Annotated in this window: 13 protein-coding genes; 7 read left to right on the top strand and 6 right to left on the bottom strand. The window is 59.5% G+C overall.

The window, feature by feature from the left end:
- The 6 genes from ACIGJG_RS25690 to ACIGJG_RS25665 all read right to left on the bottom strand — a co-directional run bounded on the left by ACIGJG_RS25690 (position 1) and on the right by ACIGJG_RS25665 (position 5,915).
- Positions 1-1,170: a thiolase domain-containing protein gene (locus ACIGJG_RS25690; RefSeq protein WP_483673243.1), complete on the bottom strand. Its 1,170-nt coding sequence runs from the start codon at positions 1,168-1,170 to the stop codon at positions 1-3.
- 62 nt (positions 1,171-1,232) lie between these two features.
- Positions 1,233-2,147, bottom strand: coding sequence for an SDR family NAD(P)-dependent oxidoreductase (locus ACIGJG_RS25685; RefSeq protein ID WP_483673242.1), 915 nt, complete (start codon positions 2,145-2,147; stop codon positions 1,233-1,235).
- A 54-nt stretch (positions 2,148-2,201) separates the two neighbouring features.
- On the bottom strand, positions 2,202-2,669 hold the full coding sequence (locus ACIGJG_RS25680; protein ID WP_483673241.1) for a MaoC family dehydratase: 468 nt from the start codon (positions 2,667-2,669) through the stop codon (positions 2,202-2,204).
- 47 nt (positions 2,670-2,716) lie between these two features.
- On the bottom strand, positions 2,717-3,949 hold the full coding sequence (locus ACIGJG_RS25675) for an acyl-CoA dehydrogenase family protein (RefSeq protein ID WP_483673240.1): 1,233 nt from the start codon (positions 3,947-3,949) through the stop codon (positions 2,717-2,719).
- A gap of 63 nt (positions 3,950-4,012) precedes the next feature.
- Positions 4,013-4,927 (bottom strand): SDR family NAD(P)-dependent oxidoreductase, encoded by a 915-nt coding sequence (locus ACIGJG_RS25670; protein WP_483674042.1) that lies wholly within the window; start codon positions 4,925-4,927, stop codon positions 4,013-4,015.
- A gap of 115 nt (positions 4,928-5,042) precedes the next feature.
- Positions 5,043-5,915: a Bug family tripartite tricarboxylate transporter substrate binding protein gene (locus ACIGJG_RS25665; protein WP_483673238.1), complete on the bottom strand. Its 873-nt coding sequence runs from the start codon at positions 5,913-5,915 to the stop codon at positions 5,043-5,045.
- A gap of 218 nt (positions 5,916-6,133) precedes the next feature.
- Between ACIGJG_RS25665 and ACIGJG_RS25660 the strand changes: the two genes are divergently transcribed.
- From ACIGJG_RS25660 to ACIGJG_RS25630, 7 genes are all read left to right on the top strand, one after another.
- Positions 6,134-7,423, top strand: coding sequence for a CaiB/BaiF CoA transferase family protein (locus tag ACIGJG_RS25660; RefSeq protein ID WP_483673237.1), 1,290 nt, complete (start codon positions 6,134-6,136; stop codon positions 7,421-7,423).
- A gap of 64 nt (positions 7,424-7,487) precedes the next feature.
- Positions 7,488-8,654: an acyl-CoA dehydrogenase family protein gene (locus tag ACIGJG_RS25655; RefSeq protein ID WP_483673236.1), complete on the top strand. Its 1,167-nt coding sequence runs from the start codon at positions 7,488-7,490 to the stop codon at positions 8,652-8,654.
- Positions 8,655-8,738: 84 nt separating this feature from the next.
- Entirely contained in the window at positions 8,739-9,515 is a 777-nt protein-coding gene (locus tag ACIGJG_RS25650; RefSeq protein ID WP_483673235.1) for an enoyl-CoA hydratase/isomerase family protein, read from the top strand.
- 16 nt (positions 9,516-9,531) lie between these two features.
- Positions 9,532-10,671 (top strand): thiolase family protein, encoded by a 1,140-nt coding sequence (locus tag ACIGJG_RS25645; RefSeq protein WP_483673234.1) that lies wholly within the window; start codon positions 9,532-9,534, stop codon positions 10,669-10,671.
- 2 nt (positions 10,672-10,673) lie between these two features.
- The gene (locus ACIGJG_RS25640) at positions 10,674-11,078 is read left to right on the top strand and encodes a Zn-ribbon domain-containing OB-fold protein (RefSeq protein ID WP_483673233.1); all 405 of its coding nucleotides are present in this window, start codon (positions 10,674-10,676) and stop codon (positions 11,076-11,078) included.
- Positions 11,079-11,093: 15 nt separating this feature from the next.
- The gene (locus tag ACIGJG_RS25635) at positions 11,094-11,771 is read left to right on the top strand and encodes a 3-oxoacid CoA-transferase subunit A (RefSeq protein ID WP_483673232.1); all 678 of its coding nucleotides are present in this window, start codon (positions 11,094-11,096) and stop codon (positions 11,769-11,771) included.
- Complete coding sequence (locus ACIGJG_RS25630; RefSeq protein WP_483673231.1) at positions 11,764-12,447, top strand: 3-oxoacid CoA-transferase subunit B; 684 nt, start codon at positions 11,764-11,766, stop codon at positions 12,445-12,447. Before ACIGJG_RS25635 ends, ACIGJG_RS25630 begins: the two co-directional genes overlap by 8 nt.
- The last annotated feature ends 7 nt before the right edge of the window (positions 12,448-12,454 follow it).

Here is a 12,454-nt window from a genome sequence, read left to right as displayed (position 1 = left end):
TCACTGCTCCCGTTCCAGAATCAGGGTCGCACTACCATGGCGCGATCCGAGGTGGCCTCCGGTACCATGCGCGAGCGCTAGATCGCACCCATTGACCTGCACGGCTGGGTGAGCCTCACCACGCAGTTGACGCACGGCCTCGATGATCTTGGTGATGCCGCCCCGGTTAGCCGGATGGTTGTTGCACAAACCACCGCCATCCGTGTTGAACGGCAGCCGTCCCACGCCGGAAATCAGATTTCCGTCGGCGACGAACCTGCCGCCCTCACCCTTCTTGCAGAAGCCAAGGTCCTCGAGCTGCATCAATACCGTGATGGTGAAGCTGTCGTAGATCGAGGCATACTTGATGTCGGCTGGTGTGACCCCAGCTTCCGCGAAGGCAATCGGCCCTGAGATTGCAGCGCCAGACCAACTTAGGTCGACCTCGCCGCCGAGCTGGCCCTTGACCGCCTCGCCCGCACCGCGAACCTTGATCCGGGGACGATTCAACGTCGCGGCAATCTCCGGGCGCGCCACAATCAGTGCACCACCTCCATCGGACACCACACAGCAATCCATCCTGCGCAGTGGATCTGAGATCATTGGCGAACTCAGCACATCTTCCACGGTTACGACTTCGCGCAGCATTGCATTGGGGTTGTGCTGCGCATGGTGAGATGCGGCCACCTTTACCCACGCGAGTTGCTCTGCCGTGGTTCCGTATTCGTACATGTGGCGCATCGCCACCATCGCGTACATGTTGACCGTCACCGGATTGAACGGCATCTCAAATGGCACGTCCGGTAGATCTGCGCCCCAATTTCGTGGCTGCGTACCACTGGAGCCTTCCGACCGTGGTCTGCCTGCCAGCGTGATGAGCGCCACGTTGCACTTTCCCGCCGCGATCGCCTGGGCGGCATGCGAAACGTGGGCTAGATAGGAGGAGCCGCCGATTTCAGTGTGGTCGATGTGGCTTACCCTCAAGCCGAGGTAGTCCACCATATTCAGGACGCCGAGACCGGGGGCATCGCCTGCACAGAAGTATCCGTCAACATCGCTTAGCGATAGCCCGGCGTCATTGAGAGCGCCCTTGGCACATTCCGCATGCAGTTGCGCCACGGTCTTATCGGGTGCCTTGCGCGTCGGATGTTCATAGGCCCCGACGATGTATGCCTTTCCGTTAATGCTCATGTTGTCTCTCTATGCGCCGGCGCGGCCCGCGCCGTAACAGATGGATGGGGTCCATCCACGTCTCAGATCGGATCCCAGTTGATGAGGTCAGGCGAACGCTCCAGGCTGTAAAAGCTGTTACGCATAGCCGGAATTGCGATCTCTCCGATGGATTCCGGAGTCCAGCCATTGCTCATATGAACAGAGCGAACGGGCCGCGACTGGCTCATCAGCATCAGTTCGTTCGCGCGTACCGCAAATACTTGTCCCGTAACATCGACTGCGGCGCCACTGGCGAGGTACACCGCCATCGGTGCGATCTTTCCGACCTCCATTTTCTGCAGTCGCAATACCCTCTCCTTCTCCTCGGCAGTTCGCGCCGGAATCGAATCGGTCATGCGACTCCATGCGAACGGGGCAATGCAGTTTGATCGCACATTGAAGCGTGCCATATCGAGTGCGACCGATTTCGACAACGCCACGATCCCGAGCTTGGCAGCCGAGTAGTTGGCCTGCCCAAAGTTGCCGATCAGCCCAGACGTCGAAGTCATATGGACGTATGCGCCCGCCTGCTGGTCGCGAAAATGGGGTGCAGCGGCGCGGCTAATGAAGAAGGTGCCGTTAAGGTGGACGTCGATCACGGACCGCCACTCTTCCTCGCTCATGTTGAAGAACATGCGGTCTCGCAGATTGCCCGCATTGTTGACGACTGCATCGATGCGGCCAAAGTTGTCCAGCGCGCACTCGACGATGGCGTGGGCCCCATCCCAACTCGCGACACTGTCCGTGTTTGCGATGGCCGCGCCACCGTTCGCATGTATCTCCTCGACTACCCGTTGCGCCGGCCCCGCATCGCCGCCGTCGCCAGACATCGAAACGCCAAGGTCATTGACCACAACCCGTGCGCCGGCCGCGGCCATCGCCAGTGCAATACCGCGCCCGATACCTCCTCCAGCGCCCGTTACCAGGACCACCTTACCTTGCATATTGACTTCCATTGTCTTGGCCTCCGTCGTGCTTTCTCTTCCATTCAAATCGACAGATGACGCCAATCAGAAATACCGACGCCCAACGGTCTCCGCAACCACGGCCGGCTTTACCGAGCCCTCGCACTCGACGGTTGCCTCCATCGTGATCTGGAACCCCGCAAGCTCGCCGAGTCGCGGCAACTCCTCCAGATTCAACAGGCGAAAGCGACAACGTACCTGGCTATTCACCTTGACGGGCGAGGGAAGCCGTACCCTATTCAGGCCGTAGTTGATGCCCATCTTGACGTCGCCAAAACTCATGGCCTGAGCTGCGAGCATCGGAATCAGCGACAAAGTGAGATAACCATGAGCAATCGTGCTTGAGTACGGTCCCTGCGCCGCGCGTTCGGTATCGACGTGAATCCATTGATGATCTCCGGTAGCATCGGCGAAGGCATTGATGCGCTGCTGATCGATGGTGACCCAGCCGCTCACACCAATTTCCTGTCCGACACAAGACTGAAGATCCCTGACACTCTTGAAGTTGCGCATTGAAATACCTTGCTGTGTTTGTCTTCATGATGGCGCTCACCGCGACATCAGAACTCCGTGTCACCCGAGAGCAAGCGGGAGGCGATGGTGCGGCGCTGGATCTCCGCCGTACCGTCCGGGATGCGCATGGTGCGAGCCTGGCGGAAGCCCTCTTCGAGCCGCAACTCATTGGTCAAGCCCATGGCTCCGTGCACCTGCATGCAACGATCCATCACGCGACCTAGCATTTCGGTGCAGAATGCCTTGGTCATCGAGATTTCCTTCACTGCGGACTCCCCGGCATCGATTCGCATCGCACAGTTCTGTGCCATCGACTTTGCGGCGTAGATGTCCATGGCTGACTCTGCAAGCATGAACTGAATGGCCTGGTGCTCACCGATGATGCGTCCGAAGGTCTTGCGCACCTTCGCGTAGCCAATAGCCTGGTCCAATGCCCACCTTGCCAGGCCAACGCACTTGCCGGCCATGGAAAGGCGTCCGGCGCTCACACCACCCAATGCAACTTTCAAGCTCTTGTTGACGGGTCCTAGTCTGTGGTTATCCGGCACCCGCACTCCATCGAGCGAAACAATGCCGATCTGGGCGCCAAGATGACCCATTGTCGGGATGACACTGGGCACACTGAAGCCGGGACTACGGGTATCAACGAGAAATCCGGTAATACCGCCTTTACGCTCACGCGCCAACGCTTCGTCGGTGACCGCAAAGATCATGGCGAGGTCCGCGTAGGGCGAATTGGTGATCCACTGCTTGGTACCAGTCAGCACCCATTCGTCGCCCTCCTTCTTCGCGCGCGTCTGCATGGCGAACACGTCGGAGCCCGCATCGGGTTCGCTAAGACCAAAGCAAAGCAGTGTCTTGCCACTGGCCAATCCATCGCGATACCGTTCCAGTACATTCGGATCCAAATGCAAAAGAACCGGCGAAAGCGCATTTGTGAATGGCGACGGCACGATTACATCTTCGATCAAGGGACGGCCCGGGCCACAGAAGGCATTCAGGCGTTCCAGGATCACCATCGTGGCTTGGGCTCCAAGGCCGCCACCTCCTAAAGCTTCCGGAGCCAGCATGGTGTAGAAGCCCAATTCCGCGGAGCGGATCCGCACGCGTCGCCGCAAGTCCAGCATCGGCGTGGAAAAGCGGCCGTCGACCCCATAGATGTTCCGCTCGCTTGACAACAGTTCCTTGTTTTCTTGTTCAAGCGGAATAACTTCGCGTTCGATGAAACGGATCAGCGCATCCGCTACCGCCACGACGTCGTCATGCTGGAAGATACTCATTGCATCGTTCTCTAAAGATTGTTCGGTGGGCGGAGGCGGCTAGCACGCCTCTCCCCGTCTGCGTTACATCGGATCCCATGTGAATACATTGGAAGTACGGTCAAGTGGCACAAAGGAGGGCTTCAGCGCGGGGTACAGATGAGAAGCTACCGTCTCCGGCGTCCACCCTTCGCTATGATGGGCCGAGCGGATTGGACGGGGTTGGCTCATCACGAAAATCTCATTGCGGCGCACGGCAAAGATCTGTCCGGTAACCTCGCTCGAGACGTCGCTGCCCAGGAACACTGCCAAGGGCGCAATGGTGGTGGGTGTGTTGGCCTTTGCCTTGGCCAGTCTCGCCTCCTGATCCGTTGTGTTGGGAACGGTGGCACCCATCCGACTCCATGCGAACGGCGAAATACAGTTCGACCTCACGTTGTAGCGGGACATATCGAGCGCTATCGACTTCGAGAGCCCTACAATTCCCATCTTCGCGGCGGCATAGTTGGCCTGACCAAAGTTGCCAATCAAGCCCGACGTAGAAGTCATATGCACGAAGCTGCCGCTCTTCTGCGTCTTGAACCGGTCAGCCGCAGCACGACTGACGTTAAAGCTGCCATACAGGTGCACCTTCATCACGGCGTCGAATTCTTCCGCCGTCATCTGGTGGAAAATGCGGTCCCGCAGAATGCCGGCGTTGTTCACAACACAATCAATGCCACCAAACGTATCGATGGCCGTCTCTACCATCCGGCGCGCCCCTGCCCAATCGGATACGCTGTCAAGGCTGGCCACCGCTTCGCCACCCTTATCCCTGATTGCCGTGACGACTTCTTCCGCGGGCCGCTCCGTGCCAGGTTCGCCGTTGACCGAGACGCCCGGATCGTTGACTACCACCTTGGCGCCATAGGCAGCCATCATCTCTGCAATCGCGCGACCGATGCCGCGGCCGGCGCCGGTCACGAGAACCACTTTTCCCTGCATTGCGATACTGGACACCTCAATCTCCTCACAGTCTTGAACTAGTGTTCTATAGATCGATTTATAGGCTTTATAGGTTTGCATGTCAATCAGATTTGATCTCGCTTCTCGAGCATGCACCTATATCAAGGGTCTAATCGGCTTCAATACCGGCAATCCTGATGGCGTTGCCCCAGGCCGCGTACTCAGTGGCGAGGAATGCTGCAGTCTTTTCGGCCGGCAAAGGTGTCAGTTCCGCGCCATAGCGGGTAAAGAACGCGCGTGCGGCCGGTGTGCTGAGCACCTGCAGAAGCACTGCGCTCAGGCGTTCCACGATCGGTCGTGGCGTGCTGGCAGGAACGTACAAGGCTGACCACGGAACAAGATTCATGCCTCCCACGCCCAGTTCCTCCATCGTCTGGACGTCGGGCAATGTCTGAAGACGTTGTGATGCAACGACGGCAAGCGCTTTGAGCCTGCCGCTTCGGATATGCGGCATTGCATTGGCCAGGTCGGCAAACATCAGATCGACCTGCCCGCCCAACAACTCCGTCACCGCCTGGGTCGCTCCCTTGTAGGGAATGTGCAACAGCTTTGCATGCACTTGATGTGCATAGAGTTCAGCCGCAACCCGGGACGACATGTTACCGCTGGAAAAGATGACCTTGGCAGGCGCCGCCCGCGCCTTCGCAGTCAACTCCGAGAGAGTCTTCGGCTGCCCCTCCTCGTTTCGTACCACGAGGACAGACGGAGACTTGTAGATCAGCCCCACCGGCGTGAAGTCCTTGACCGGGTCATAGGGCAATCGAGCGTAAAGGTGCGGATTAACGGACTGGGTGGTCATCGTCGTGATGAATAGGGTGTATCCATCTCCGGGTGCCCTGGCTGCGGCCTGAGCGGCAATCACGCCGTTGCCGCCAGCCTTGTTCTCCACCACCACCGGTTGCCCTAACGCCTCCCCAATTTGCTGCGACAGGAACCGCGCAGAGGCGTCCGTCCCGCTGCCGGGCGGGAACGGGACAATCATGCGTAGAGGGCGAGCCGGATACACCGTCGCTGCATGTGTAGTTGTTGCCACTCCACCCGCCACAGTTACGAAAAGCGCCACCCTCAGGAATCTTCTTCGTTTCATCTCTCCTCCCCTCGCAAACGCTGTAAGGACTATAAAGCGTTTTATAGATGTTTACGAGGTTGGTGTCCAGCTTCTTTGTTGCATGGCCAGGCCGATGAGGGGGACCAGCACACATGGACTCCGTTCTTGACATAGCGCTTCTCAAAGCCTATAAATCGTCTTATCGGATCAACGACTGCGTTCCCGCCATCGCCAAGGCCATGTCAAAAACGGAAAACCTGCCACTGTCCGGCATTGTTGTGCTGGACCTGACCCAAATCTACAACGGTCCCTATGCCACGTTCCTGCTCGCCATGGCAGGCGCTACCGTCATCAAGGTCGAGCCGCCTGACGGGGAGCATCTCCGAAAACGCACTCGTAGTGATGGCGTGACCGAACCGTTTGCGGTGCTCAATGGCAACAAGCAATGCATTACCCTCAACCTCCGACAGGCGGCTGGCCGCAGGGTCCTTCTGGAGCTGGCGAAAACCGCCGACGTTGTGGTCGAGAACTACGCGCCCGGTGTGATGGATCGGCTGGGTCTGGGCGAGGACGTGTTGCGCACCTCCAATCCCAGTCTGGTCATTGCCTCCGGGTCCGGTTATGGAAGCAACGGTCCGTATCGTAGCTACCCGGCGATGGACGTAACAATGCAAGCGATGTCTGGCGTGATGAGCGTTACCGGCATGCCGGATGGCATGCCGGTAAAGGCGGGCCCCGCCATCTGCGACTTCTTTGGTGGCATCCATCTTTATGGCGCGATCGTCACGGCGCTCTATCAGCGAGCTGTCACCGGTAAAGCAAGCACGGTTGAAGTCTCCATGCTGAGCGCGGTTTTCCCCAGCCTGCTGTCCAACCTAGGGTTGCACAAGGCGGGGGATCGCGGAAACAAGCGCACTGGGAATCGTCACGGAGGCTTGTCCATTGCCCCCTACAACGTCTATCCGACCTCTGACGGGCAGATCGCCATCCTCGCGAATAACGACGAGCACTGGCGGGCGCTGACTCAAGCACTCGGACGCCCGCACTGGCGGGACGATCCCCGCTTCGCCACGCGTGGCGAACGTGTTCGCCATATTGATGCGGTGGACCAGGCAATCGCCGACGTCACGAAGCACCACACCAAGACCGCGCTCTTCGATCTCTTGATCGCCGCTCGCGTCCCGTGTGCTCCGGTTCGCGAGCTCGACGACGTAGTCAACGACCCCCATTTGCACGAAACCGGCATGCTGCGCTGGATCGAGCACCCGGCCTACGGAAAGGTGCTGGTACATGGCAGCCCGCTTGTCTTCAAGGATCAGGAGCTGCCGCCATATCGCCCCAGCCACGCGCTTGGTGAAGACTCCCGCGCGGTGCTGGCGCGCCATCTGGGAATGAACGACGCCTCGTTCGACGAGCTCGCCGAAGAAGGAGCCTTTTCCTGACACGCATAACTTGACGCCAGGCTACTGGCGCCGCCACTCATCCATCGACAGAGGAATGACAGAAATGACGAACCATACTGCGGGCCTGTCCGAGGAACTCTTGCAGATCCGCGATACCACACGCCGCTTCATGGAGAATGAAGTGAGGCCGGCCGAAGAGAAAGTGCCGCATGACGCCTACTCCCTCCCGCCGGAACTGTTGCTCCCGCTGCGTGCCAAGGCCAAGGAAATCGGCCTGTGGGCCGTCCGTGCTCCAGTCGAGTATGGAGGTGCTGGCCTATCCCTCTTGGCAACCACGATGATTGCCGAGGAGACCTCCCGGTGCAAGATGGGAGCCTATGTTCCCGCGTGCGGAGCCACTGGCGCCTTTCCCCCATCGCCAATCCTCGAGTACGGTACTCCGTATCAAATCGAACAATTTGCAGTACCGACTATCCGCGACGGCAAGAAGGCATTCGTAGCCATCAGCGAGGCATCCGGTGGCTCGGATCCCGCCCGTGCCATTCGAACCCGCGCCGTTAAGAAGGGCGATCGCTATATTCTCAACGGTACCAAGATGTGGATCACCAACGCCGGCACCGCAGACTGGGGCCTAGTCTTTGCGCGCACCGGTGAACAAGGCAAGCGCGGTGCAATCAGCTGTTTCATCGTGAAAGGTAGGCCCAAGGGCATGACTTGCCACGAGATCCCGGTGATTCGCGCCCTCTCCCCGTACGAGATCAGCTTCGAAGACGTGGAGATCCCCGAGGAACACAGGCTCGGCGAGGAAGGCCAGGGATTTGAGCTGGTGCAGCAATGGGCCATCGAGCAACGTGTTCCTTATGCCGCCGGCACCATCGGCGTTGCCCAGGAAGCATTGGGTATTGCAATCAAATGGGCTCGCGAGCGCGAAACCTTCGGCAGCCGCCTCGCTGACAAGCAGGCGATCCAATGGATGATTGCCGACAGTGAGATGGAGCTTCGTGCGGCACGCTTGCTCACCTACGAGGCAGCACGACGTTGCGACGCCGGCCTGGATTACAAGGTTGAAGCCTCCATCGCCAAGGTGACTGCAACGGAGACAGCCGGCCGCGTGGTCGACCGCTGCATCCAGATTCTCGGCGGACTGGGGGTATCGCGCGAACTGCCACTGGAGCGCTGGTACCGGGAACTACGAATCAAGCGCATTGGCGAAGGCCCGTCGGAAGTGCACCGCATGGTGCTGGCCCGCGCACTGCTCGGTAGCCACTGAACCAAGCGTCGCTATCCGAAAGTCCGGCTCGCACCGCGGCAGTTCTGCACGGCCGGACTCCAACCGCTTTCTTCGAACAAATCCATGTCCATCGATTTCACTATCCATGAGCCCGGCATTGCGCTCATTACGATCAACCGTCCCGAGAAGCGCAATGCCCTGGATGCCGAGCACTATGAAGGCATATCCCAAGCCTGGCAGCGTGTGCGCGACGACAATGAGATTCGCGCGGCCATCGTCACGGGCGCGGGCGACAAATCTTTCTGCGCGGGCGCGGACTTGAAGACCAGGGCCACCGACAAGGGCGAAATGGCCGAGTTTTGGCAAACTCAAAAGGACATGCTGCTGAACCGCGGCCTGGAAGTCTGGAAGCCGGTAATTGCCGCGGTTAACGGTTTCTGTCTCGGCGGTGGGATGACCCTGCTGATGGCAACCGATATCCGTGTGGCGGTTCCGCAGGCAACCTTCGGTCTGTCGGAGGTCAAGCGCGGCATCATCGCGGCCAATGGCGGCACCCAGCGGGCCATTCGCCAGCTTCCCTATGCCATCGCAATGGACATGCTGCTCACCGGTCGGAGCGTAAGCGCCGCCGAAGCGGAGCGCTGGGGCATGGTGAATCGCGTGGTCGAACCAGAGCAGTTGCTGGAAGCCGCCTTCGAATATGCACGCGAGATCGCTAAGAACGCACCACTGGCAACGATGGCCGCGAAGGAGTTGGCGACTCGCGGCCCTGAACTTGGCATGGCCGGCGGCTTGCGCATGGAGCAGATGTTCAACCGAATCCTGAAGGAATCGGATGATGCCCGCGAGGGCGCTCGCGCCTTCGCCGAAAAGCGTCCACCCAACTTCACCTGCAGCTGACCTCACTCGACAACGAATGAAAGGGCACAACGATATGCGGGGCAAATACGTCATTGCCGGCGTAGGGCATACAAAGTACGGAAAGCTTGGTCTGGACACAGTCTCGCTCAATGTCCAGGCCTGCGCAGCAGCACTTGCCGATGCCGGCATCGAGAAAAGCGCGGTGGACGCACTGCTGGTGAAGACACCGACGTCAACCCGGGAGATCCTGTACGGGCAGAAGGTTGCCGAAGCAATGGGCATCAAGCCGCGCTGGGGCATGGCCGTGGACCAGGGCGGTGCCGCCAACATCTCAAACATCGCATTCGCCATGAATGCAATCGAAACCGGGCAGTGCGAGATTGCGTTGGTCTGTTATGCGGACAATCCGCGTAGCGGCAGTCGGGCCACGTATGGGCGTCCGCGCGGAGACGATGCTCTGTACGGCTGGTTTGCCACTTCAGCTGGCTACGGCATGATCGCGCGTCGACACATCATCGAATATCAGACCCCTCCGGAAGCGTTTGCTGCCATTGCGATGGCCTCCCGTCGGCATGGTGCTGCCAATCCTGATGCACAGTTGCGCAAGCCATTGTCCATCGACGACTACATGGCTTCCCCGATGCTGGTGGATCCGCTGAGGCGCGATGACTGCTGCCTGATTTCTGATGGCGGCGCGGCACTCGTCATCATGAGCGCCGAGCGCGCCCGCTCCCTGCGCATCGATCACGCGGTGCCGATTCTTGGCCTGGGCGAGGGCAACACATCATGGGAGATTCCAGTACGGACTGAACTGACCTCGACCGAAGCCGTCCGCTCTGGCCGGCTGGCATTTGAAATGGCCGGCATGAAACCAAAGGACATCGACGTCGCTCAGATTTACGACTGTTTCACCATTGTTCCGCTGATGACACTGGAAGACTATGGCTTCTGCCAGAAGGGAGAAGTCGCCCATTTCGTCGCCGACGGTCAGATCGAGATCGGCGGCCGCCTTCCTATCAATACGGCCGGCGGACTGCTTTCCGAGACCGGTGTGCCGGGCTTGCCGCTGATCATCGAAGGCGTGCGACAGATCCGAGGCACCGCCAACCTGCAAGTACCAGGCGCCAGCACCTGCCTGGTAGGTAACCAAGGTGGAACCATGCATACGCATGGCACCTTGATTTTGGGGAGCTAGCCATGACCAGTGCATTGCGTCCGGAAATCGACACTGTCAACGCACCTTACTGGGAAGCCTTGGGCAAGGGTGAACTGCATTTTCAAGAATGTCCCCATTGCGGCAACCGCTGGCTGCCGGCCCGCCACGCTTGTCCCTCTTGCCTGAAGCCCGGGCCTGTTTGGACACGAGCCAGTGGGGCTGGCACGCTGAAAAGCTGGGTTGTGTATCACACCGCTTACCACCCAGCATTTGAGAATCATGTGCCCTACAACGTCGCGCTGGTTGAACTCGATGAAGGACCGCGCTTGTTGACCAATATTCTCGGCGACGCACCCAACTTGAAAGGCGAGGCAAGGGTCAGGCTACAGATAGATGTGAGCCGTGAGATCCCGCTGGCCACCTTCGTAATGGCCCAAGTTGAATGATTGCTGGAGAAGCGAATGATAGATAAAACAGTTGGATCACTGGCAGAGGCAGTCCGCAGTATTCACGATGGTGCTACGGTCCTGGTAGGCGGTTTTGGCGGCGCGGGCGTTCCGGTGGCACTGCTGGATGCGTTGCTAGAGCAAGGCGCGCGCGATCTCACCATTGTCAACAACAATGCCGGCTATGGCAAAACCGGCATCGCCGCACTTATTCGGGCGGGACGGGTACGCAAAGTCATCTGTTCCTATCCACGCACCCCCTCCTCGGACGCGTTCGTCGAAGCGTATCGCTCGGGAAAGTTGGAACTTGAATGCGTTCCGCAAGGCACGCTGGTGGAACGCTTACGCGCCGCAGGCGCTGGCCAAGGGCCCTTCTTCACACCCACGGGCTATGGCACGAAACTGGCCGAAGGCAAGGAAACACGTGTCATCAATGGTGTGGGCTACGTGCTGGAGCAACCCCTGCATGGAGACTTTACCCTGGTGAAAGCGCACCAGGCCGATCGTTGGGGCAACCTGACCTACCGGTATGCGGGGCGCAACTTCTGTCCCGTGATGTGCACCGCCGCGCCGCATGCCATCGCGCAGGTCAGCGAGATCGTTCCGCTGGGAGCGCTCGCACCCGATCACGTGATGACTCCCGGCATCTTCCTCAAGAGCGTGGTCAAGACTGGAGAGCAACATCATGAGTGACACCCTGTCGCAACTTAAGCGCCTCAGTCGCAGTGCCATAGCTCGCATCGTCGCAGCCGACATCCCGGATGGAAGCTATGTGAATCTCGGCATTGGCATGCCGACTTTGGTGTCCAACCATCTGCCCACGGACCGCGAGATCATCCTGCACAGCGAAAACGGCATATTGGGTGTTGGCGAAGTTATCCGCGATGGCGAAATCGATGATGACCTCATAAACGCCGGGAAGGAACCGATCCGCCTGGTCCCGGGTGCATCGATCTGTGACCACACGCTCTCATTTTCGATGATGCGGGGCGGCCATCTGGACATTACGGTCTTGGGTGGCTTTCAGGTGTCGGCACAGGGTGACCTGGCGAACTGGTCCACTGGCGAGGCTGATGCCATTCCCGCTGTCGGCGGTGCCATGGACCTCGCCGTAGGCGCCGGCCGCCTGTACGTCATGATGGAGCACTTCACACGGGACGGGGAACCCAAGATCGTGGAACGTTGTACCTATCCGCTCACCGGCCTTAACGTTGTCGACCGCATCTATACAGACCTCGCCGTCATTGACGTGGAGCCTGAAGGCCGGCTCCTCGTCACCGCCTTGGCGGAAGGCGTTTCGTTCGATGCCGTGCAGGCGCTGACGGGCTCACCGCTAGCGCTTTCACCGGAGTGTCGCGTCGTGCGATAGGAAATCG

Source organism: Cupriavidus sp. C1SS-2L, assembly GCF_057073735.1.
Note: the sequence above shows the minus strand (reverse complement) of the source record. Positions and strands in the feature narration are given on the sequence as shown.